Origin of the sequence: Fictibacillus sp. FJAT-27399 (assembly GCF_001510655.1) — a bacterium.
Taxonomy (GTDB): Bacteria; Bacillota; Bacilli; order Bacillales; family Fictibacillaceae; genus Fictibacillus_C; species Fictibacillus_C marinisediminis.
In genome coordinates this window covers 212774-234648 of record NZ_LMVC01000003.1, presented here as the reverse complement: position 1 = coordinate 234648, position 21875 = coordinate 212774, and the positions used below count along the sequence as shown (strand labels likewise).

Below are 21875 nucleotides of genomic sequence, written 5' to 3'. Positions count from 1 at the left end.
CCGGTTTTTAAACATCTGTTTAAATCCTAGTTTGGTACATTTATAACAAATTAGTTATCATCACTATCCAAAAGAGTGATTTTACTTATACTACCACCAAGAGTAACATGGAAGTACACAGGAGGAAAGACTTATGGAATACACTGAAACTTCAACTCACATCGTAAAAAGCCAGCGCCTTCAATGGCTTGCCGGCATCGCTTTTACCTTTTTTATCGCATTGCTGGGATTAGGCTTATCCAAACTGCCCGGATTCGATCACATCGGACCGCTTGCCAGTGCCATCCTGATTGCCGTTGTTTACCGGCAAGTTTCCGGCTATCCTGAAAAACTCCGATCAGGCATTGAGTTTTCAGCGAAAAAGCTGCTGCGTTTTGCGATTATTTTATATGGATTAAAACTGAACATCGACGTTATTTTTCATCAAGGACTGCCTCTGTTAGTCCGGGGTATCGGAACAGTTGCTTTCTCCATCCTTGTGATGTATGCATTGTCCAAATGGCTGAAAGCGGACGCTTCCATTTCCCTGCTGCTCGGCATCGGTACAGGAGTATGCGGAGCAGCGGCTATCGCAGCCATTTCCCCAATCGTAAAATCAAAGGAAGAAGACACGGCGATCAGCGTCGGGATCATCGCCTTGATGGGGACGCTTTTCTCCATCCTTTATACCGTACTCTGGCCCTTGCTTCCCTTGTCGGACAGCGATTATGGGACGTGGGCAGGCCTCTCTCTGCATGAGATTGCCCATGTGGCATTGGCGGGAGCACCAGCCGGACAGGATGCTCTCGCGGTAGCTTTGCTTGCCAAACTGGGACGCGTTTTCCTGCTTGTCCCGCTCTGCTTCATCTTTATGTATTGGATGAAAAAGCGCTCACCGGAAAACCAGAAAAACTCCGCAAAAGTAGAGTTTCCGTGGTTTCTCATCGGATTCATCATCACGAGTCTGATTGGCAGCTATATAGTGGGAGACATCATCCCCGCCTCTTCACAAGTGCAGGATGACATCTCAAACCTCAGCACGTTTATCCTCACGATGGCGATGGTCGGTCTTGGTTTGAACGTCAGCTTTAGCGCACTTAAAAGCCGCGCGCTGCGTCCGCTGATCGCGATGACATTGACCTCGATCTTTTTGTCAGTGCTTACTTTTTTCACTTTATAAACCTTCTTGAAATCTCCATTTCCAGAAGGTTTTTTTATGCTTGAAAAGATCTTGTCTGTTATATTTAATAATGTGTAATAATTCAATCTGATAAGGTTTGTCAGCGACAAGATATTCAAGGAAACAAACGACGACTCATCGGAGTGTACCTAGACGTACATGAGGAAGAGGAGGAGTGTACTTTCGAAGAAGATCCCGTTGATCCAAACCATACAAGGAGTTATCATCTATGAAAAAACCCTGGATCCGGCAAGTTACCGTCGTTGTGCTTGTCTGGATGACGTATATGTTTTCGTTTGTGGACAGGCTGTCGTGGCCGCCCGTCATTCCGCTCGCTTCAAAAGAGATGGGACTGACGGCCGCGCATGCCGGCAGTTACATGACCGCTTTTTACATAGGATATGTCATTACCCAGTTTCCGGGCGGCGTGCTGACCGACCGGTTCGGCTATCGAAAAGTTCTGCTTAGTTCCTATTTTATGATGGGAATCTTTACGTTCACCATGTCGACGGTGCATTCCTTTGAACAGGGATTTGTCTTCCGCCTGCTGGCCGGACTTGGATCAGGCGCCATCTTTTCTGCATCACTGGCTGCTATTTTCGATCACATCTCACCTAAAAGAAGAGGTGTGGCGATCGGCTTTTTTATGACGGCAACGTCTCTTGGCGTCACGGTCGTTAACTTGTTTGTTCCGACAGTCGCTGCCGCTCATGGCTGGCGTTCTGCCTTTATTGTTGCGGGTCTCCTGCCGATTGCCGGCATCGTGCTCAGCTTCTTTTTCCTAAAAGAGAGCAAGAGGGATCATGGAACAAAGAAATCCGTATCCTCCATGAGTGAGATCCTCACTGTACTGAAAAATAAAAACCTCATTCTCGCAGGAATAGCGGGGTTTGGAGGTCTTTGGGCCACATGGGGAACCGCTACCTGGGCGAATGCATACTTGAACCATTCGCTTCACCTTTCGCTCGTTTCAGCAGGCCGGATGATGGCGGTTTATGGCATGGCAGGTCTTTTGTGCAAACCGCTGATCGGATTCGTGTCGGACTACGTGAACAAAAAGACGATCGCGTTTTGGGCTTTATTCTTGTTCGCGCCGGTTTTGGTCTGGTTCGGCGTGAATACACACACAGGAATTCTCTTTACGCTGACTGCTGTACTTGGCGTTACTGCGTTTATCTACAGTCCGGTGATGACTGCCATTATCGGTGAACTGGTGGAGGAAAGACTCGTTGGAACGGCGATGGGTCTCGTCAATGCCATCTGGCAGCTCGGCTCGCTCATCTCACCGCTTGTCGTCGGCATGATTGTAGATGCTACATCAAGCTACTTTTACGGATTCCTGACACTTGCCGCCGGTCCGTTAATGGGCGCCATCGTTATGCTGTTTGTTAAAATCAAATCAAAACAGGCAGAGAAGCTGAAGGCCGCTTAAGCAAATCGAAGAGTTAATGATGCAATCGGGCGGCTGGAAGGAATAATGTGGCGGCTGGGCCGAATAATCTGGCGGCATCCATTTCGAGCCTTCTATCCACGATCAAACATCATCTTTTCACTCATAAAACAGAGGGTGTCCCCTAAGTAAATGGGACATCCTTTTTTCTATTTCCCATCCCCTTTTATTTAATCTTCAAAATTCGACATAAAACATTTAAGTATAATAAAACCTCACTATCTTAAAAACTTCTTAGGATAGTGAGGTGAAATTTAAAACAAAGCTATTAATTTGTCACTTACACAACCCCAGTAGAAAAACAAATTCTACGATGTGAACATAGAATGGCCGTTCCTTAAAATTCTTAACACCCTCAAATAGATAGTGAGTAAACATAAGGCCGATGGTTAATCCTTTGTATCCCAAGATGCTCATTCAATCACCACACTACAAATATTTTACATATTTCTTCGATATGGTTAGGGTTTTATCCTTTTTACGGTAAATGAAATTCTCCGATGCCAGAAATTCTTTTTTCCAGTCTTACTAACATCCTTTGCATATACTATTCCAAGTCGGATGAGGAAAATTTGCGGCAGGAAGGTGATAGCCATGGTGAGAGGTTATATTTTCGACTTGGATGGAACGGTGTATCTCGGTGACCGCCTCATTCCCGGTGCGGCAGAAGCCATTCATCACCTGAAAACACGGGGCGACAAAGTTTTGTTCGTAACCAATAAATCGATCGCGACACGTCAGGATTATGTGAGGAAGCTTAGGAAACTCGGCATTGAGGTTTCGTTGCAGGAAGTCATCAATTCCAATTACATTGCCGCTATGTATTTAAATGAAGTACTTGTTCCCGGAGAGAAGGTCCTTGCTCTCGGGGAAGCTCCCCTCCTATCAGAACTTCAGGAGTTCGTCATCCCTTTGACCGAAAACCCTGCAGAGGCAGCTTATGTAGTGCTGGGCTGGGACCGGGAATTTAACTATGAAAAATTGAATCTTGCATTTCAGGCCTGTCTTCATCAGGCAAAGGTGATTGCGACCAATCCTGACCGGACATGTCCCATGGAAAATAACCAGCAGCTGCCTGACTGCGGTGCCATCATCGGCGCATTGGAAGGAGCCACAGGAAAACCTATTGATCTGGTCGTCGGCAAGCCGTCCAGCTATCTGGCGGAGGTGGCCGTGAAAAAGATACTATTACTTGAATATGAGAATTGTTATATGATTGGTGACCGGCTGGAAACGGACATTAAGATGGCCAATGAAAGCGGAATGAACAGCGTCCTCGTCTTAACCGGTATTTCCAACAGAGAGATGGCAGCCACCTCCCCCTACAAACCAAAGTATATACTGGAAAGCATTAAGGACATTACCAGCTTGTAGTCCAAACAGAAAACCTCAACCCCTGTAGGCTCTTGACCTCCAGTGTTCAGGAACTATTTTTATGTTCTTTAAGACCGCATAACGCTGGGCATACTGCAAAGTGAAAGGCGGGCGCAGGTTTTAAACGATTGTTTAAATATTAGGAAGGGAAAAGCAGCTAGCTGCTAAGACGCTTCTCCTTCCTATTCTTCAACGGGACCATCATCCTGCCAATCCTGTAACATACAAACCCGAGCAACCCGCCGATCGTATTTAAGATTAAGTCATCCACATCAATGCTCCTGCTCATTTCAAGGAGCCTGAAAAAGCCTAAAGTCAGCTGAAGCAACTCGATGAAAAAACTCGTTAAAAATACTCCGGCGATGACTCTTTTCCAGGAACCTTTCTTGAATAATACAGGCAGGTAGATGCCCATCGGAAACAGCAGCAGCACATTGAAAAATGACAGCTTGACCGAGTTCCAAAAGAACCAGTCAAATCCATTATTCTTATAATCCTGGTACCAATCTGACAAAAAGTGAAAAGGCACAGACTGCAAAAGAAGCTGAAAAGGCTGGTCCGATCGGGGAACAACAATGCCTTCAGCAACCAGCTGAAGTACATTTATGATGTAAAAAAGGAAGGAATAAAAAATAATCCGATGCAACAGCCTCTTCATCTTATGAAGAAACATGTCCACCACAACAAATAAAAGCAAAAACACAGACCCGAGCCAGGCCAAATCCACTACCCTGTACACCACAACACGTCCCTTTCTAATCTGATCCCCATGTCAGTTTAGCATATTTTTACAAATGCTTGATTACTCCTTAAACACTCGTTTAAAATACAACAAAATACCGTGGTCGTTGCCAGTACAAAAAGTGTCGGCTTGTCCTTGGTACTAACCTTTCTATTCGGCTCTCTCGGCATGTTTTATTCTACAATCACAGGTGCCATTATCATGCTGATTATTGAAGGAGCTGCCGGTGTCCTCACACTGGGATTCGGCTTGTTGATCACCCATCCCATCTGCATGATCTGGGGAGCCTTCGCAGCCCATAACTACAATAAACGGCTGCTGAATCATTAAGTTTTTTATTTTTGGTCTATCGGTTACGGGCAGCACATTGCTGCGCTGCCCCCCGTTCTCCTGACTACTGCAGCTCATCACTCGCTTTAGGCTGTGTGAAGAAAAAAATAAAGATAATTAAGGGCAGGGCCAGCAGGAAAACACCCGTCGCAGAGGGTTTAACTGTTGGAATATCCGTTAATGAAAGAGCCACCTTATCACTCCTTTTTGGGAGATTCTATACCACTATATTGCGCAGACAAGTTATCCGTACACTTTTTCAAAGAAATGTTCACTTCAGGTTGTCTCGAATTCCCATCGCCTAGTTGCTTGAATAGGATAGTGGGTGAGGTGTGACGACATGGGGAAAACAGCTGAACAGATTGAAAACGAGCTGCAAATTATAGGGGCGCTTCAGCGGGGATTGAATTTGGCAACAGCGGCCTTGCTGCTGACTGGACAAATTACGATCATCGGGGTATTTGTGACACCAGGTGGTTTTCGCCCATCTTTAGCGGGGCCATTAACCGGAGACACACGCCTGGAGGGTATTAATGGCAACCAGGCTGCCACCACTCTTATTGATGTGATTGACATCGGCCTCGCCATCCTCCTGATTGCCGACCAGATCCGTGTGACCGGAAGCTTCATCGGTTCCGCGCGCTTCACCATCAACGTCAGCGGACCCATCTTCGGCGTTCCTAAACCTGTCCCCACCCTTCCCTCCATCAGGCGTGAGTCCGCGTTCTTCCAAAAGGTCGTTTCCAGGCATTTTAATGTGGATCCGGCAGTTTTTAAGCAGGGGATGCCCTTTCATAAAGGGAGTGACAAATAATATTTCCTATCTTTAAAGCTTCCTGAATGCGGAACGTTAAGGGACAAAAGTAACCGTTTTGCAGCACTTGTAGAGGATAATTGAAGAAACTCTTTTAGTTTTCTATTCGTAATCTCAGATCCTAATAAAAGGAAATAATCTTCAAGCGCGGTATAATGCACTAATTTGTCATAATGATCACAATTCATACATTTCCATCCTTGTCTGGACCTGGACATGGAAAAGCTCAAGCAGACAGGGCATAGTATACCTTTGAGAATCTCCTGATAGGAAATTTGAAAGCGGTTAAGGATATCGGCGTCATGCGGATATTCATTTTTGATAAGCAGATTTGTTAAATACTGAATTTCTGTTTCCGTGACAGCATCCTTTTTGTATCGTTTTTCAAGATCTTTAATGAGTTCAATGAGGTTAGAAAGGTGAGTAACTTTTCGTGAGACTCCAGTTGAGGAAGATCTGATGAGGGTATGCGGGCTGCTTACTACAACGATGGTTTCAATCGGGATTTGATGGCGAAATCCCATGGAGGAAAGCCATGTTTGAAGCTGGGTTTTATGACGTGCAACCTGAAGGATCGGGTCAGGAAATGCTTCCTCTTTATCCATTGAGGTTCGTATAAGCTGTTTAAATTCCTGATCAAACTGGAGAGTACCAGAGAAGTTCTTTACTTCTAAAATAAGAAGGAAATGCGGGGAGATCAGCAGGGTGTCTATTTGAAAAAAATGAGAGCTGTCATAAAGTCTAAGATCAAACAAAATAATATACTTATTTGGGGGCAGATAACTTAATGAATATTCTACAGACTGCTCTCCTCGGTATCCAGCCTTTCTCCTGGCCAGCTGCCGTTCAATCTCACTTCGTTGAGGATGATTGGATGGCAATCTTCGAAGTAAAGCCTCTAACTTTCTTATAATCAGCGGTACTTTTAGCTCCTTTACAATCAAACCAATCACATCCTTTTACATAATTTTAGAGAAGGCCTCTCTTCTGTGAAGAGTGGCCAATTTATTTTTTAGGCTTACTGGCGCGTTTGGACTTTTTACTGGCGCAGTCAAGGAAAATACTGGCGTATATGCGATATTTACTGGCGCGTTCTCCAAAATTGCTGGCGCATATGCGATATTTACTGGCGGCACTGAATTCCGACCTCAATGAGGCGCCTCATTTCTCCTTCAATTCTCCCTAAACTCCTACAACTCCGTTCGAATATCCCAAAGTTCCGGGAAGAACCGCTGGTCGAGCACCTTCTTCAAATAACCGACACCAGATGAACCGCCAGTGCCCATCTTAAACCCTATGATTCTCTCAACCGTCTTCATGTGGCGGAATCGCCATTGCTGAAGCCAGTCTTCAATATCTACGAGTTTCTCAGCGAGCTCGTACAGATCCCAATATTGATTTGGATTACGGTAGACGGTGATCCATGCCTGGTGGACCGAGTCATTCTCTTGATACGTGCGCGTCACGTCGCGATTCAGCACTTCCTCATCAATCGCCAATCCCGCTTTATTCAGCGCACGAATCGCCACATCATACAATCCCGGAGCTTCATAAGCCTTCTTCAACTCAACTAACAGCTCAGGATCCTTTTCATAGATCTTCAGCACATGCGGCGTCTTATAACCGAGTGCGAACTCGATCATCCGATATTGATACGACTGGAAGCCGGACGCCTGGCCAAGCGAATCACGGAACTCCATGTACTCTGAAGGTGTCATTGTGGAAAGCACGTCCCACGCCTGAATAATCTGCGACTGGGTTTTTGATACTCTCGCCAGCTTTTTGAACGCACTGGACAAGTCATCGTTCGTGATCGATTCAATCGCCGAGTGCATTTCGTGCAGAATGAGCTTCATCCACAGCTCGCTCACCTGGTGAATAACGATGAACAGCACCTCGTCATGATGGCCGGACAGCCGGCGCTGTGCCGATAAGATTTTATCAAGCTGCAAATATTCGCCGTACGTCATATTATTTTTAAAATCCGTATGGATGTTCGTCTCCGTGCTTGTTGCATTCACATCTGGCTGATCATTTTTGTTCAGCATGCAGAATCCCCCTTTATCCTGTTAACGCTTTCATTTATCCCTTCTCATCATACCTTATCCTGCCAGAACATGACCACATACTTTTATTAAACAGTCGTTTAATTGCTATAATGAAAACAACAGTACATAGAGAAAAGGAGCCAGGCCATATGAATAATTTTTCGTCCCAGCACGCTCATGAACAGCTCGATCACGAAATGGTCATGATCGAAGTGAATCTAGATGACTGCAGCAGTGAAGTTCTCGCTTATACGATGGATCAACTGCTCGCTGCCGGTGCCAATGATGTGTATTATACGTCCATCTATATGAAAAAAAACCGCCCGGCGTATAAACTGTCTGTGCTTACCTCCCCAACCAAACAGCAAAAACTGGAGAAGATCATTTTTAGAGAAACGACCAGCTTTGGCCTTCGATTTTTTCCAGTATCCTGCCACCGTCTCGGAAGGGAATTCTGCAAAGCAAAAACACAATGGGGAGAGGTTTCTGTCAAGATCGGATTCTATCAAGGAGAGCGTATTAAGTTTTCACCCGAATTTGAGGAGTGCAGGGCTCTTGCTGAAAAGCACAACCTCCCTCTGCAACTGATTTATGACGAGGCGAAATCCATCGCGATCAGCCAAAACAAATAAAAAAATCCCGCCCTTTTAAGAAAGGAACAGGATCTCACAGAGATAATAGATTCCAAAGATGACGCTCAGTATACCGGTGCTTCGCGTTAATAACAGATTAAGCTTCTTATGGTCTGAAGCCCAGGAATAAGGCATGCCGATCAGCAGTGTAGCGAGCACCATGCTAAAGAGTGTTCCGACACCAAAAACAAGTAGATACAAAAAGCCCATATACTTGTCCTCAATCGTGCTCAGGAATAAATAAGCGACACCGGTACTCCCTGCAAGGCCATGCAATAAACCAACAATAAGCGGCCTCAGCATCCATCTGTTTTTTTCACGGGATGCAGCATGTTCATGTGTCTTTCCCAAGCTCAAAGAGTAGAACGCCTTTACTCCGAGGTAAATGATCATGACGCCTACAATGCCCTCAAGGAGCTTTTCAACAGAATGAGAGATTAGGAGGTTGAAATAAATAATAGCGCTGCCAATCACAAGGATGGTCGTCATATGCCCGACACCCCACCAGGCACCAACAAGTGCGGAAAACCGGGCTTTCTTCTTTTCACTGACGATCGTCGTCACCGCCACAATGTGGTCCGGATCAAGGGCATGCTTTAATCCGAGCAGCAGCGCCATGACTAAAATGGTTGTAAACTCCATATGTAATCTCCTATTCTCTTTTTTTGCTTATTTTCTCATAATTGTCGTTAATTTACCAAGCCCTTCTACCTCCACGGTAACCTCATCTCCGTCCTTGAGCCAGAATCTTTTGCCCTCCGGTTCACCCATAATCACGCCTTCAGGGGTACCCGTTAAAATAAGATCGCCGGGATAGAGGGTCATATGCTGTGAAACATAGCTGATGATCTCTTCACAGGAAAAAACCATATCAGCCGTATTGGAATCTTGGCGTACCGTTCCATTTAAGACCGTTTTCAACCCTAATTGATTAGGATCCTCTATCTCATCACTGCTCACAAGATAAGGCCCGGCTGGACTGAAGCCATCACACGTTTTACCGAGCAGCCATTGTCCTGTTTTAAACTGAAGATCCCTTGCCGACAGGTCATTGGCCGTGCAATAGCCATAAACATAATTTCTCGCTTCGTCCACTTCCACCTTACTGGCTGTTTTCCCAATCACCATGCCCAGTTCAACTTCGTAATCTACCTGAAGAGAGCGCTCTGGTATTTTCACTTCCTGAAGATGTCCCGCCAGGGCGTTGCTGAACTTGCTGAAAAGGATAGGTGTTTCAGGCAATGCCATGTTGGACTCTTCGGCGTGCTTTTTATAATTCAGTCCGACACAAATGATCTTCTGCGGAGAAACGACACAAGGGCCGAGCGTAAGGGAATCCTCTGGATAAAACACGCCTTCACGAGACGCAAGCTCCGTATCTGCCAGTCTTTGAAGAGCCTCTTTCCCCTTTTCTCCCTGTAAAATCAGCTCATCAACGGTAACTGGAATGCCTTCAGTATCCGCCATCCTCAAACGAACGGCTTCCTTTACGTCCAATATGCCTCCCTCGGTTTTAACCCCAAGCGTCCATTCTCCATCCTTTTTAAACGTTAATGTTTTCATTTGCAATGCTCCTTTTTAAATGAAATAGGAGGCTGTCCGGAAAGTCGAAAATTGACCTTCAGGCAGCCCCTTTTTGGCTTGAAAAATCTTCAATGAAAAGTTAATTGAAGTGGAAGATGCGGGACTCCTCGAAAATGAACTTCACATTTTCTTCGTGCGATTAAACGCTGCCGGAGCCTTCCTTGTCCTGCGGGACTAGCGTGACAGGTGAGACTCCCGCCGGTGCTTGCACCAAAAAGTAGGCGTTCACGCCGGTAAGGCTCACCGCGCGCCCCGCGGAAAGCGAGCAGCCTGGAACGGAAATCAACAGCTTACAGACTTCTTGGACAGCCCCATCTTTATTATCCTTTGACAAACACGGTTTTGATCGATGTGTAGAATTCAATGGCTGCCTGTCCTTGTTCTCTGGAATGAGAGCTTGACTGCTTCATGCCTCCGAATGGCGCCTGCAGTTCCACACCAGCCGTTTCTGCGTTAATTCGTACAAGCCCCGCATCCATATCATTGATGAAAGAGAGCATGTGGCTGATGTTGGTCGTGTAGATGGAAGCACTTAGGCCATATTCCACATCGTTCGCAAGCTCGATGGCTTCTTCCAGCGTACTTACTTTAATTAATGCAAGTACAGGTCCAAAGATTTCTTCCTGAGAGATGGCCATGCCCGTCTCTACATTTTCAAAGATAGCCGGTTCCACATAAAAGCCGTCTTTTGTATCAGCTTCGGTAAGCTGACGTCCGCCATAAACGAGCGAAGCCCCTTCTGCCTGGCCTTTTTCAATATATGACAATACGGTTTCAAGCTGTTTTTCGCTCGCACAAGGGCCCATCCATGTTTCTCCGTCAAGTCCAGGACCCACCTTGAGCTCTCTAACTTTAGCCAGCAATTTTTCTTTAAAAGATTCATAGACATCCTCGTGGATGATGACCCTGCTCGTCGCTGTGCATTTTTGCCCCGTTGAGCGAAGTCCGCCGCTGATTGTACCGTCTACGGCAAGATCAAGGTCTGCATCAGCTGCAATAATAACCGGGTTCTTTCCGCCCATTTCAAGCTGATATTTGGCTCCGCGTGAGAGCGCCGCCTGTCCGATTGCTTTTCCTGTTGCATTCGAACCGGTAAAAGTAATTCCATTCACATCAGGGTGATCCACGATCGCCTGTCCGACCACAGAGCCGGTGCCTGTCACCATGTTTACAACTCCGGCAGGAATTCCCGCTTCAGCGAGGCATTCGATGACCTTAACGGCGGTTACCGCTGCTTCTTGTGCCGGTTTAATCACAATCGCGTTTCCGTAGATGAGGCCAGGCGCCATTTTCCAGATGGGAATCGCGACCGGGAAGTTCCATGGCGAGATGACGCCAACAACTCCGAGAGGCACTCTCGTCGTAAACATGAGTGCCTCACTGTCGCTTGAAGGAATCACATCACCGGTCTTGCGCATCCCTTCACCCGCATAATAGCGAAGGATGGCAACGCCTCTTAACGTTTCCCCTTTTGCCTCAGCTAGAGTTTTTCCCATCTCATTCGTCATCGTCTCTGCGATTTCATCCGCCCGGCTTTCCATGATGCTTGCGGCTTTATACAGGAATTCTCCGCGTGCCGCTCCGGAAAGCTTCTTCCACGCCGCTTGTGCGCGTTTAGCAGCAGCTACGGCTTGATCGACATCTTCCTTCCCCGAACGCTGAACGCGGCCTACTGTTTCATTTTTATTGGCGGGGTTGATGCAAGGGATCGTTTCATTCGTGGACGCTTCCACCCATTCACCGTTCACATAGTTCAGAAAGGTTTTCACTTGTGTTTGTACCGTCATTGTTCATCTCTCCCTTTTATTATTTAGGCTTGGTTAAAACATGTAGCTGAATTTCTTTTATTTTGGACATCGCATACTGATGCTTGAAAGAGACCCTCAAGTTTTTTCTTCTTAGTAAGGGGGGTGACAGCTGGCGATGATAAGAGCCGGCTGATTGGTGAAACAAATGAATCGCTTGAAAAGCAGATGGGAAAAAGCTTGCTTATACCCTTCTGCTTTTCAAAAGGAGGTTCAATCACCCCCTCCTAAAAACAACACCATTGACTAGCAGCCCTATTAAAACGTCGGCCCGATTCTCCAAATACCAAAGTCATGCTGTTTCAGCACTTCCGACTTTGTCAGTTTCCCTGAAGATACCTCTTTGATCTCGTCAAAAATCCGTCTGCCGGCAGCTTGAATCGTTTCTTCTCCATCAATGATCGTCCCGGCATTCAAGTCCATGTTATCCCTCATCTTTTCAAACATGGCCGTATTGGTGGAAATCTTAATAACTGGAGCAATCGGCGATCCTGTCGGCGTGCCGCGTCCGCTCGTAAAAAGAACGACCTGTGCTCCTCCAGCGACCATTCCTGTCAGCTGCTCAATGTCATGTCCGGGGGTATCCATCCAAACAAGGCCCTTTTTTGTCGGGTACTCTGCATAATCAATGAGTTCCTGAAGTGGCCTGCTGCCGGATTTATTGGACGCGCCAAGCGACTTTTCTTCAAGTGAACTGAGGCCGCCTTCAATGTTTCCGGGACTAGGATTACCGGTTCGGATATCAACTCCCATAAGGATGGCTCTGCTTTCCATCTTTTCAATCACTTCATACACCCGCTTGGCTACCTTTTCATTTACGGCTCTTTTCGCCAATAAATGTTCTGCCCCGATCAGTTCGGTCGTCTCTGCCAGAATGGCTGTTCCGCCGGCATCCACAACGAGGTCACTGACCACCCCGACTGCAGGGTTTGCTGAAAGGCCGGAGCAGGCGTCCGATCCTCCGCACTCGGTGCCGATGATCAATTCACTGAAATCAAAGGGTTCCCTGCGCTGTGCGGAGGCGTCCTGAACCATTTTTGCCGCTGCCCTTGCTCCCTCAGCGATCGTCATCAAAGTTCCGCCATGATCCTGAATGGAAACAACCTCCACCGGTTTGCCGCTCTTGGCAATTTCGCCCGCAACACTTCTTGCCTGATGGGTCTCACAGCCAAGTCCAAGGACCACCACGCCATAAACGTTCGGGTTCAGCCCCATCCCGACATACGTGCGAAACGTCTGATCATAATCCTCCCCCACCTGCGCACAGCCGTGCTGATGGATAAAGCTCACTGTTCCCTGCACCAGTTCCGTAATTTGTTTTGCCGCCTGGGTGGCGCACGTAATCGTAGGCAAGATCAGCACATGATTGCGCACGCCTACTTTCCCGTCCGGCCGCCTGTATCCAAGCAGGTCCGTGTTAAGCTCCGGATTCAACTTTATCTCCCCTTCCTCTTATGCCTTCCAGATTATGAACGTGAACATGCTCTCCTATTCCAATATCAGCAACCGCCCGGCCGATGACTTCGCCGTATTTCAAGATCTCCTCGCCTTGTCCAATGGCCTTTACCGCGAATTTGTGGCCAAAACGAATGTCGTGCTTCAGTTCCACCTCTTGTTCTTTGTCTTCACATCGGACATGGAGCAGTGACCCTTGCGGAAGATCCATTAAGGCGATCGCCACATGATCAAGCGGCTTCATCATGATCGTTTTATAGTTCATAGCCATATACCTCCTTTTAAGAAAAACGCAAGCCCCGAAAAAGCGCTGGAACTCTTTACGCGCGGGTTCATGGTATTTACGCGCTCTTTTGGGAAAAATACGCGCCACTCTCATTGAAATACACGCCAATTGCCAAATGGGACCTCCCTGAAAATTCAGTCTTTTTAAGGTTTAGCGAGCCGTTGGGATCTTGCTTTCCTGCTTTTTCACAGGGTTGTTCAGTACACCGATCGATGAAATCTCAATCTCAATCCGGTCGCCGTCCTTTAAGGTAAAGTCGTTAGGAGGCACAATGCATGTACCTGTCAGTAAAACCGTTCCGTCAAACAAGTCGTTGTCACGGGCAAGAAACTCTACCAGCTCATCAAATCGTCTCTTCAGCTGCTTCGTATTCGCCGTTCCATCCACTATCTTTTCCTCCGCCCTGTAGATCCGGCACGCGAGATCAAAGGAATACGGATCGTCTACCGCATCAGCCAGTAAGATGACCGGACCGATGGCACACGAATGCTTCCAAACCTTGGCCTGGGGTAAATACAGAGGATTTTCACCCTCAATGTCACGGCAGCTCATATCGTTCCCGGCCGTATACCCGAGCACCTTTCCGCTCTTGCTCAGCACAAGCCCAAGCTCCGGTTCAGGAATCTGCCAGTCGGAATCACTGCGCAAATAGACGGGCTGTCCAGGGCCAACCGTCCTTGCTGCCGTTGACTTAAAGAAGATTTCCGGGCGTTCTGCTTCGTATACTTTGTCGTAAAATGTGTCTGCATCCAATTTTCCTGCGGTGGCTTCATAATTTCTGGCGTCCTTGCTCTTCTCATACGTCACACCAGATGCCCATACTTCCGGTGCCGTAATCGGAACGGCCAGCTGGAGCTGCTCCAGTGTTTCTTCGATCGGCTCCTGCCCTGCGATCAGATCTTGAACATAGTGAAGCGGAGTTTTCCCTGATTGTTCAGAGGCATAGATCATATCCATAAAGTCAGGATAAGGGAGATCATAGATTCTTTCATCATTTGCCAGCGCCGCCAGAGTGTAAGTCCCTTTTTCTCTTTCGTAACGTAAAATTCGCATTGGTCGCTCTCCTTTTGTTTTATATTATAAAACCTTGTTCTCGTTATTAGGCACACTCCTGCAATACGGAGTGCCGACAGGATCAGCTGGAAGAGGCTTTTACACCGAACCCGAGCTCATGTGAGATTTTATCTGCCGTATCCTTCAGCATACTGACAACCTCGTTTACCGTTTTTTTATTGATCCGGTGAACCGGCTGTGACATGCTGATAGCGGCAATGACGTTCCCCGAGTGATCCCTGACCGGTACGGCAATGCAGGATACTCCTGGTTCATTTTCCTGGTTATCGACGGCATAGCCTTCTTCTTTTACTTTAACCAGCTCTTCCAGGAAATCTTTTTCATTCGTAATCGTTTTGGGAGTCTGGCTGATGTACTCATAATCTTTTAGGATAGATGCCAGCTCGTCCTGGCCTTTAAAAGCGACGAGCGCTTTTCCGACAGCACTGCAGTGAACAGGAATCCTGCGCCCGATTCTGGAGTATAGAATAGTAGCCGCAGAACCTTCTACCTTATCAATGTAAACGCCTTCTTTTCCGTCTAAAATAACGAGATGGATCGTGTTCCCCGTTTGCATTGAAAGTTCCATTAAATGCTTTTTAGCGACAGAACGGATGTCCAGATTATGAATGACAAAGTTCCCGCGTTCGAACAGCTTCATCCCAAGCTTGTATTTTCCGTTTTCCAGGTTTTGTTCAATATATCGATAGTGCTGCAATGTTTTTAATAGCGAATGGACGGTGCTTTTATGAAGATTCATTCTTGAACTGATATCCGTAATCTTCAATTCGGTCTCATATTCATCAAAAAGATCCAGAATTCGAAGTGCACGGTCTACGGACTGAATAATTGGCATTTTTCAATCACCCTTTAAAAGAAAGTTTAGTAGGTTTGTCTTTTTCCTAATAGTAACATACCTCATATTGGAAAGACTCTAATTAACGCATATTGTCAGAGAGGGAGAGTGATTGGCGTGCACCATTAACGATGGAAACAAATTGCTCAGCGGTTCGCTGAATACGGGTATAATCTTTTGTTTGAACAGCTTCAGCATGGACGAGGCTGCCTCCTACCCCAACTGCAACAGCACCCGCCTCGATATAGGAGGCTGCATTATCAAGGTGGATTCCCCCTGTTGGAACGACTGGTACGTGCGGAAAAGGAGCTTTGACGTCTTTTACATATTGAGCACCTAAAACAGAGGCAGGGAACAGCTTCACCATATCAGCTCCCCATTCAATGGCTTGAATCATTTCTGAAGGGGTCATAACTCCCGGCATCACCACTTTTCCATAGCGGAGCGCCATTCGGATAACCTCCTCATGCAAGGATGGACTAAATAAGAACTCTGCACCGCTTTGAATGGCGAGTCTCGCAGATTCACTGTCAATCACCGTACCCGCCCCAACGATCGCACGGCCTTTCAGCTGATCAGACAACTCCTCTATCACAAGGAAGGCGTCTGGAGAATCGACCGTTACTTCAATGGCACTGACTCCTCCGTCTACTAGACTTTCAGCGATAGGAATGATTTGTCCTCTCGGCATTCGGCGTATCACTGCTATGATGCCGCTTTCCGTTAATTCCTGAAGCAATTTCACTTTTGACAGCATGCGATGCCTCCTTTTTCCTCATCTAAGGATTTCCTCATTATCCCGTATGATTTGTTCAAAATACGGGTAGCCTTCCACATCTCCAGAAACGGTTACAGCATAGGCACCTACACGATTCCCCAGCCTCACAGCCTCCTGATACGTCCATCCTCTTAACAGACCCGAAAGAAAACCTGCAGCAAAACCGTCTCCCGCCCCAATGGGATCCACCATGCGTGAAACAGGGAAACCTTCTACATATCCCCTTTCACTGCCATTATCATAATAGGCTCCTTCAGCTCCTAATTTCACAACAACGGCTTTGCTTCCATTCTTCAAAAGCATCCGGGCAGCTTCTTCAGGCTGAGATTTGCCGGTCATTAAAATCCCTTCTTCTATTCCTGGAAGAACAATATCACATCGAGAAGCGATTTCCATTAAGGTTTCTTTTGCCTGTTCCTTACTCCAAAGCTTCAACCGGATATTAGGGTCAAAAACAACCATAACTCCGTGCCGTTTTGCCATCGCAATGGCATGGAAAACCAAATCTCGGCAGCTGTCGCTTAACGCCGGAGTAATTCCCGTTACATGCAGATACTTTGCCTTGGATAGATAGTCTTCGTCCAAGTCTTCCGGAGACATTCTGCTGGCAGCGGAACCTGAACGGTAATAGTAGACCTTTGGTTCTTGTTCTGTACGTTTTCCTTTAAAAAAAATGGCTGTTGATCTTGCTTGGTCAAACACTACTCTGGAGGTGTCCACTCCTTCCCCTCTGATAAAATTCCGGACATATATTCCAAAATCATCATTCCCCAGTCTGCTTATCCATCCTGCTTGATGTCCCAGCCTCGAGAGAGCGATGGCAACATTGGATTCTGCTCCTCCGATCGTTTTTTCAAATTGTCCCGCAAAGCGGAGAGGGACCGCTGATGATGGATGGAAGAGCACCATCGTTTCGCCAAACGTTACGACGTCCATACTTTTTCACCGTGCACTGGGGTGGCAATGCCTTCTGCTCCCCTTTTTGAAACCTTTAAATGAGGAGCATACCGCTTAATCATTTCAAGTCCGAGCTTGGCTCTTCTTACTCGCTCTTTTGATAGAGCAATTGAGGTCTTTTCAAGGTGGGAACCTGAAGGATAAATGTTCGGTGCGTTCCGCAAGCCGAATTTGATATAAACGGGAGCTGCTACACGGATGATTTCTGGTATTTCATAGTGCCGGATAAACCCGCCTACATCGTCCGGTACCTCTACATAAATATCAATAGGAAGATCAACAGCCTGCCTGATCGCAGCTAGCCTGGACAGTGTGAGATCGGTAGGAACATTGTAGGTTCCGGCCCCGATCTGTTCCATTAGCCGGATGGAAACGGGGTTAGCCTGGGCGACCTGTACCGAAACCTTCACAATAAGGTCTCCCGGCAGTTCACCCATTTTCTTAAACTCGTTCACCAGCCAAAGCAATCCTTCATCCGCCACCAGGATGCTCCTGATTCCGGCGTTGCATGCTCTCTTTATATCCTCAATGGAATAAACGAGCTGGTCCATTCCCTGAACGCGCAGGCCGGCTATTTTTCCGGCGCTTGCCCATTGCATGGCTGATACATCCCACGTTCCCCTCGGCCCTACAAACAAACTGACCTCAAGGTTTTCCCGCTTGCCGATGGCTGACATCTGTTCGAGTTCTTCATCCGTCAGCAGCATGATGCCGCTTCCCTGTGAAATACGGTGAATGTCTACCTCATATTGCTCACAAGCTTCAACGACTGCTTCAAAAGAAGCCGGCCCTTCCACACTTGGAATCTCCACCCGATACTGTGCGCCATCAGGGAAAGTTTTTGTTGAATCCGGCAGTTCATGACAGTCTCGTCCTGGAAACCCCAGTTTCTCAATCGCGTTTCTTGTCTGTTCCAACATGCATTCCACCTTTCCGTTTTTAGTAAAGGCTGTTTTCGTAACCTTTGTTGCCTTTGGGAGTGGTTAATTTCCGTTTCAGGCCGCTCCCTTTCCGCGGGGCGTGCGCTGAACCCCTCGGCGCAAGCGCCTGCGAGTTTCACCTGTCACGCTCGTCCCGCAGGAGTGTCGCACCTTCCACTCCAATCAACTTGTCAACGAAGCTCTTTACAAAAATGTTTCCAAAGCAACAATCTTTTAGAAAAGAGCCTTAGTAAAAGGACTTAACGTTTAGCCAGTTTCAGGGAGACTACATCTTTGGTGTAATCAAGGTCAGCTTCTTCAAATACTTGCAGCGGGACAACTCCGTGCGCTGCATCCGTATGGCTAGTCAGTCGATTGCTCGCCGCAACCATCCGCTGGCGTTTGCGGATTGCTGTCATCCTGCTTTCAGCCAGGGCTTTCCGATGCTGCATTATGTGATCAAACTCAAAGACCAGCTCACCTTTTTGAAAAGAAGCTTCCTCCATGAACTGAATGTTTCGTTCTCGAAAATCGAGGAACAGAACATCTCCTGTCTGGAGGTAAAGAATCCCGCCGTCTTCCTTCGCTTCAGGCGTCATGTGGCCGACAGCAGCTCCATATGTTACGCCTGAGTAGCGTCCATCACTGATGAGCGTCGCCAGCTTTTTCAGCTTCCTGCTGGCGTTGATATGCTGCATCGGAGTAAACATCTCCGGCATGCCGAAAGCCACAGGGCCTTGACCCGATACGACAACGGCGAGTTTTAAAATACTTTCTTCCACCAGGGCATCAAACAATGGGTCATAGGAAAGGTCTGCATAAGCTGAATAACGTTCTGGAGCGTTCTGCTTCAGAACCGCAATCAAGTTTTCATGGGAAAACAGCCGGTCCTTTTGGAGCTTTTCAATCAATTCATCATCAAGCAGACCTTGATTCGCATCCTCTTCATTTTCATAATAAAGAACAAAAGCTGCCTTTTTATCAAACTCATCGAGCTGCCGGGTGGTCATCCCGCTGATTTTCACGACGGCACTTTCGAAAAAATTCCCGGTCAGTACATCCACTCCGCTGTATGGGCGGCGCGGCTTAGAAAGGATGACAGGGTTTTGCGCAATCCTTTCGATCGGGCTCTTCCCTTCCTTCTCCAGCCGGTCGCGCCAGCTTGTTCCGGTTACAGTCGGCGCGTCCACATCCATCGGAACTCCGTTCTGGAGCAGTTCATAAAACAGCGACTCCATGCCCCGGCTGTTGCCTGAGCAGCATTGCATCGCCAGGGCAAAAATATCCCTGCCCTGAGTAAGGCTGTAATCAAACAAATCGGGTACCGGCACTTCATGGTGGATCCTGTCCAGTTCATGAAGACTGAACGTGTAACCGCCATACAGCATGCCCGCTACAATATGCATCATCAGGTTGGTAGATCCTCCTGAAGCACTGTGAATACGAACTGCGTTTTTGATATTTGCCGCCAAGATATTCGAAACACCAAAGGCCGGCTGATTGATCATGGCAGAAAGTGCATCCAATGCCGTATTAATCTGCTCCTGCGAAGGCGGATCGGTCAGAAGCTCCAGTTCTGGATGGACCAGACCCATCCCGGCTACTAAATGACGGGAGCTGTTTCCTGTTCCATTAAAGGCGCATACGCCGCCGAGCCCGTCACACGTATTGACCGCAAGGCGCTTTTCATAATCATCGTGGGCCGCCTGGGTTATGAACCCTCTTTCTTTCGCCCGCTGAAGCACTCCTTGAAAAGCAGTGTTGGATGAGCATTGAAGGATGTAGGCCATGGCATCCCGAAGATCAAAGGCAATATCCTCAGCCCCCATTTCCTCTGCAGTTTTTGCCACTGATTCAAGCTCCTCAAATAAATCTGCAGGAATTGTTCCCCCCTGCAAGACATGAGCCGGTGCGAATGTCGCAAAAAAAGGAGCCTCTCCCCTGTAATTACGGATGCGGTCCAGATGAGCCAGGGCGCTTACAACCCCAAGCGGCTGTTTATCACAGCCCTGAATAACAAAGGCGCCATGATAGCTATGTGCCTCAATCTGATTCACTACCATTTCCGCCACCGCATTTCTGCTTTGAAGTGAATAGCTCATCCCCTGGTTGCTTTGAGCCGTTCCATCACACATGACGGGGGTTGAGAAATAGAAGGGAACACCGCCGTTCTGCCATATCCGCAAAGCTGCTCTGGAAGACGTCTGAAAGTCCATGATATGTGCCGGATGGTCTGAAGAACCTCCAATGATAGCGATCCTCGGCGCATTCTCATGAAGACGATTGTAGATCTCCTCCAGGGTCCAGTCCGGCGCTTCTCCTTCATAAGAGTGTCCGATGATCTGCTTTGACCGGTCCAGGAGGCCTGCAACACAGATCGGCTCATTGGCCTTTCCCTGAACATTGTCACGATAAGGGTTATATGTATTGTGAATGTAAGGATATTTCATTTTATTTCACCGCCTCTTTTTTCTTTTACCACTCAGCCACACTGCCGTCTGCATTTCTCCATACCGGGTTTCTCCATTCATGACCCCGTTCAGCAGCCTCTTTCACACTCTCCTCACATACTTCAATTCCAAGACCAGGACCCTCAGGGATCTCGACAAAGCCATCGTCGTACTTAAATACAGAGGGATCAACAAGATAATCCAATAAATCACTGCCCGCGTTGTAATGAATGCCCAGGCTCTGTTCCTGAATGATCGCGTTAGGAGTACAGGCATCCAGCTGTAATGAAGAAGCCAATGCAATAGGTCCAAGCGGACAATGCGGGGCAACAGAAACGTCATAAGCTTCAGCCATGGCAGCTATTTTTTTACATTCCAGTATACCGCCGGCATGTGAAAGGTCAGGCTGAATAATGTCGACATACCCGTCTGTCAGCAGCTGCTTGAACCCCCATCTTGTATACTGCCTCTCTCCTGTTGCGATAGGAACGGTGGTATATCTGGCAATTTCTCTTAACGCTTCATTGTTTTCAGGCAGCACTGGCTCTTCAATAAACATCGGGTGGTAGGGTTCCAGTTCTTTGGCAAGAATCTTAGCCATAGACTTGTGGACTCTTCCATGAAAATCGATTCCGATGCCAAAATCCTTTCCTACCGCATCACGAACGGCCCCTATCCGGTTTATGGCTTCTTCAACCTTTGAAAAAGAATCAATATAATCCATTTCTTCTGTTGCATTCATTTTTACAGCGGTAAAGCCCTGCTCTGATTTTATTTTTGCTTCAGCCGCTACATCACTTGGCCTGTCTCCGCCGATCCATGAATACACTCTAATCTTTTCACGGGCTTTGCCGCCCAGCATTTCGTAAACAGGAAGGTTATATAATTTCCCCTTGATGTCCCATAAGGCCTGTTCAATCCCAGAGATCGCACTCATAAAGACTGGTCCGCCCCGGTAGAAGCCCCCACGGTACATGACCTGCCAATGATCCTCTATACGGCGAGGATCCTTACCCAAAAAATAAAACTTGAGTTCATTAACACATGCTTCCACTGTATTCGCTTTTCCCTCAACGATTGGTTCTCCCCAGCCCGAAATACCTTCGTCTGTTTCAATTTTTAAAAACAGCCAGCGGGGTGCGACTTTATACAGCTGAAATCCTGTAATCCTTGTCATATGAC

At 47.3% G+C, this 21875-nt stretch carries 23 protein-coding genes; 6 read left to right on the top strand and 17 right to left on the bottom strand.

Translation table 11 applies throughout. The features are described from left to right. Positions 1–133: 133 nt before the first annotated feature. The 3 genes from AR335_RS15325 (at position 134) to AR335_RS15315 (ending at position 3983) form a co-directional block, all read left to right on the top strand. Positions 134–1159: a YeiH family protein gene (locus tag AR335_RS15325; protein WP_062237532.1), complete on the top strand. Its 1026-nt coding sequence runs from the start codon at positions 134–136 to the stop codon at positions 1157–1159. 229 nt (positions 1160–1388) lie between these two features. Further along, positions 1389–2591, top strand: coding sequence for an MFS transporter (locus tag AR335_RS15320; protein WP_062237530.1), 1203 nt, complete (start codon positions 1389–1391; stop codon positions 2589–2591). A 612-nt stretch (positions 2592–3203) separates the two neighbouring features. Next, positions 3204–3983: an HAD-IIA family hydrolase gene (locus AR335_RS15315; RefSeq protein ID WP_062237528.1), complete on the top strand. Its 780-nt coding sequence runs from the start codon at positions 3204–3206 to the stop codon at positions 3981–3983. A gap of 157 nt (positions 3984–4140) precedes the next feature. Here AR335_RS15315 and AR335_RS15310 read toward each other — a convergent pair whose 3' ends face one another. Further along, complete coding sequence (locus AR335_RS15310) at positions 4141–4722, bottom strand: VanZ family protein (RefSeq protein ID WP_156419020.1); 582 nt, start codon at positions 4720–4722, stop codon at positions 4141–4143. A 204-nt stretch (positions 4723–4926) separates the two neighbouring features. Here AR335_RS15310 and AR335_RS25240 point away from each other — a divergent pair, with 204 nt between their 5' ends. Beyond that, the gene (locus AR335_RS25240; protein WP_255357589.1) at positions 4927–5055 is read left to right on the top strand and encodes a hypothetical protein; all 129 of its coding nucleotides are present in this window, start codon (positions 4927–4929) and stop codon (positions 5053–5055) included. 64 nt (positions 5056–5119) lie between these two features. Here the strand turns inward: AR335_RS25240 and AR335_RS25235 are convergent, their stop codons facing one another. Beyond that, positions 5120–5248 carry a hypothetical protein gene (locus AR335_RS25235; RefSeq protein WP_255357588.1) on the bottom strand — a complete coding sequence of 43 codons (129 nt, stop codon included), beginning with the start codon at positions 5246–5248 and terminating at the stop codon, positions 5120–5122. Positions 5249–5395: 147 nt separating this feature from the next. On the opposite strand from AR335_RS25235, the gene AR335_RS15300 reads away from it, so the two are divergent. Then, entirely contained in the window at positions 5396–5869 is a 474-nt protein-coding gene (locus AR335_RS15300) for a hypothetical protein (RefSeq protein WP_062237521.1), read from the top strand. Here the strand turns inward: AR335_RS15300 and AR335_RS15295 are convergent. Together AR335_RS15295 and kynA are read right to left on the bottom strand one after the other, a co-directional pair. Further along, on the bottom strand, positions 5848–6813 hold the full coding sequence (locus AR335_RS15295; RefSeq protein ID WP_062237518.1) for a nuclease-related domain-containing protein: 966 nt from the start codon (positions 6811–6813) through the stop codon (positions 5848–5850). The two genes, AR335_RS15300 and AR335_RS15295, sit on opposite strands and share 22 nt — an antisense overlap. 246 nt (positions 6814–7059) lie before the next feature. After that, positions 7060–7917, bottom strand: a complete 858-nt coding sequence (kynA, locus tag AR335_RS15290) for a tryptophan 2,3-dioxygenase (protein ID WP_062237517.1) — start codon at positions 7915–7917, stop codon at positions 7060–7062. Between the two features lie 149 nt (positions 7918–8066). On the opposite strand from kynA, the gene larC reads away from it, so the two are divergent. Continuing rightward, positions 8067–8549 (top strand): nickel insertion protein, encoded by a 483-nt coding sequence (gene larC / locus AR335_RS15285; protein ID WP_062237514.1) that lies wholly within the window; start codon positions 8067–8069, stop codon positions 8547–8549. Between the two features lie 15 nt (positions 8550–8564). Here larC and AR335_RS15280 read toward each other — a convergent pair whose 3' ends face one another. The 13 genes from AR335_RS15280 to dgoD form a co-directional block, all read right to left on the bottom strand. After that, positions 8565–9191 (bottom strand): sulfite exporter TauE/SafE family protein, encoded by a 627-nt coding sequence (locus tag AR335_RS15280; RefSeq protein ID WP_062237512.1) that lies wholly within the window; start codon positions 9189–9191, stop codon positions 8565–8567. Positions 9192–9218: 27 nt separating this feature from the next. Beyond that, positions 9219–10112, bottom strand: coding sequence for a fumarylacetoacetate hydrolase family protein (locus AR335_RS15275; RefSeq protein WP_062237510.1), 894 nt, complete (start codon positions 10110–10112; stop codon positions 9219–9221). A gap of 160 nt (positions 10113–10272) precedes the next feature. Next, on the bottom strand, positions 10273–10419 hold the full coding sequence (locus AR335_RS24205) for a hypothetical protein (RefSeq protein WP_156419019.1): 147 nt from the start codon (positions 10417–10419) through the stop codon (positions 10273–10275). A 34-nt stretch (positions 10420–10453) separates the two neighbouring features. After that, positions 10454–11920 (bottom strand): alpha-ketoglutaric semialdehyde dehydrogenase GucD, encoded by a 1467-nt coding sequence (gene gucD / locus AR335_RS15270; protein WP_062237509.1) that lies wholly within the window; start codon positions 11918–11920, stop codon positions 10454–10456. A 276-nt stretch (positions 11921–12196) separates the two neighbouring features. After that, the gene (locus tag AR335_RS15265) at positions 12197–13372 is read right to left on the bottom strand and encodes a UxaA family hydrolase (protein WP_234293316.1); all 1176 of its coding nucleotides are present in this window, start codon (positions 13370–13372) and stop codon (positions 12197–12199) included. Beyond that, complete coding sequence (locus AR335_RS15260; protein ID WP_062237507.1) at positions 13356–13664, bottom strand: UxaA family hydrolase; 309 nt, start codon at positions 13662–13664, stop codon at positions 13356–13358. Before AR335_RS15260 ends, AR335_RS15265 begins: the two co-directional genes overlap by 17 nt. A gap of 165 nt (positions 13665–13829) precedes the next feature. Beyond that, positions 13830–14732, bottom strand: a complete 903-nt coding sequence (locus AR335_RS15255) for a fumarylacetoacetate hydrolase family protein (protein WP_062237504.1) — start codon at positions 14730–14732, stop codon at positions 13830–13832. Positions 14733–14814: 82 nt separating this feature from the next. Continuing rightward, positions 14815–15588 (bottom strand): IclR family transcriptional regulator, encoded by a 774-nt coding sequence (locus AR335_RS15250; RefSeq protein ID WP_062237503.1) that lies wholly within the window; start codon positions 15586–15588, stop codon positions 14815–14817. Positions 15589–15670: 82 nt separating this feature from the next. After that, positions 15671–16345, bottom strand: coding sequence for a bifunctional 4-hydroxy-2-oxoglutarate aldolase/2-dehydro-3-deoxy-phosphogluconate aldolase (locus AR335_RS15245; RefSeq protein ID WP_062237501.1), 675 nt, complete (start codon positions 16343–16345; stop codon positions 15671–15673). 18 nt (positions 16346–16363) lie between these two features. After that, the gene (locus AR335_RS15240) at positions 16364–17302 is read right to left on the bottom strand and encodes a sugar kinase (protein WP_062237499.1); all 939 of its coding nucleotides are present in this window, start codon (positions 17300–17302) and stop codon (positions 16364–16366) included. Beyond that, the gene (locus AR335_RS15235; RefSeq protein WP_199805103.1) at positions 17290–18240 is read right to left on the bottom strand and encodes a U32 family peptidase; all 951 of its coding nucleotides are present in this window, start codon (positions 18238–18240) and stop codon (positions 17290–17292) included. Before AR335_RS15235 ends, AR335_RS15240 begins: the two co-directional genes overlap by 13 nt. 263 nt (positions 18241–18503) lie before the next feature. Beyond that, positions 18504–20693: a dihydroxy-acid dehydratase gene (locus AR335_RS15230; RefSeq protein WP_062237495.1), complete on the bottom strand. Its 2190-nt coding sequence runs from the start codon at positions 20691–20693 to the stop codon at positions 18504–18506. A gap of 25 nt (positions 20694–20718) precedes the next feature. Then, on the bottom strand, positions 20719–21870 hold the full coding sequence (dgoD, locus tag AR335_RS15225; RefSeq protein ID WP_062237492.1) for a galactonate dehydratase: 1152 nt from the start codon (positions 21868–21870) through the stop codon (positions 20719–20721). Positions 21871–21875: the final 5 nt, after the last annotated feature.

What these genes read in the sequence shown, in the direction of transcription:
- AR335_RS15260 (WP_062237507.1), bottom strand. Translation starts at nt 13,664, where the DNA reads ATGGCTATGAACTATAAAACGATCATGATGAAGCCGCTTGATCATGTG.
- AR335_RS15275 (WP_062237510.1), bottom strand. Translation starts at nt 10,112, where the DNA reads ATGAAAACATTAACGTTTAAAAAGGATGGAGAATGGACGCTTGGGGTT.
- gucD (WP_062237509.1), bottom strand. Translation starts at nt 11,920, where the DNA reads ATGACGGTACAAACACAAGTGAAAACCTTTCTGAACTATGTGAACGGT.
- AR335_RS15315 (WP_062237528.1), top strand. Translation starts at nt 3,204, where the DNA reads ATGGTGAGAGGTTATATTTTCGACTTGGATGGAACGGTGTATCTCGGT.
- AR335_RS15230 (WP_062237495.1), bottom strand. Translation starts at nt 20,693, where the DNA reads ATGAAATATCCTTACATTCACAATACATATAACCCTTATCGTGACAAT.
- AR335_RS15240 (WP_062237499.1), bottom strand. Translation starts at nt 17,302, where the DNA reads ATGGACGTCGTAACGTTTGGCGAAACGATGGTGCTCTTCCATCCATCA.
- AR335_RS15325 (WP_062237532.1), top strand. Translation starts at nt 134, where the DNA reads ATGGAATACACTGAAACTTCAACTCACATCGTAAAAAGCCAGCGCCTT.
- AR335_RS15250 (WP_062237503.1), bottom strand. Translation starts at nt 15,588, where the DNA reads ATGCCAATTATTCAGTCCGTAGACCGTGCACTTCGAATTCTGGATCTT.
- AR335_RS25240 (WP_255357589.1), top strand. Translation starts at nt 4,927, where the DNA reads ATGCTGATTATTGAAGGAGCTGCCGGTGTCCTCACACTGGGATTCGGC.
- AR335_RS15300 (WP_062237521.1), top strand. Translation starts at nt 5,396, where the DNA reads ATGGGGAAAACAGCTGAACAGATTGAAAACGAGCTGCAAATTATAGGG.
- larC (WP_062237514.1), top strand. Translation starts at nt 8,067, where the DNA reads ATGAATAATTTTTCGTCCCAGCACGCTCATGAACAGCTCGATCACGAA.
- kynA (WP_062237517.1), bottom strand. Translation starts at nt 7,917, where the DNA reads ATGCTGAACAAAAATGATCAGCCAGATGTGAATGCAACAAGCACGGAG.
- AR335_RS15280 (WP_062237512.1), bottom strand. Translation starts at nt 9,191, where the DNA reads ATGGAGTTTACAACCATTTTAGTCATGGCGCTGCTGCTCGGATTAAAG.
- AR335_RS15245 (WP_062237501.1), bottom strand. Translation starts at nt 16,345, where the DNA reads ATGCTGTCAAAAGTGAAATTGCTTCAGGAATTAACGGAAAGCGGCATC.
- dgoD (WP_062237492.1), bottom strand. Translation starts at nt 21,870, where the DNA reads ATGACAAGGATTACAGGATTTCAGCTGTATAAAGTCGCACCCCGCTGG.
- AR335_RS15255 (WP_062237504.1), bottom strand. Translation starts at nt 14,732, where the DNA reads ATGCGAATTTTACGTTACGAAAGAGAAAAAGGGACTTACACTCTGGCG.
- AR335_RS15320 (WP_062237530.1), top strand. Translation starts at nt 1,389, where the DNA reads ATGAAAAAACCCTGGATCCGGCAAGTTACCGTCGTTGTGCTTGTCTGG.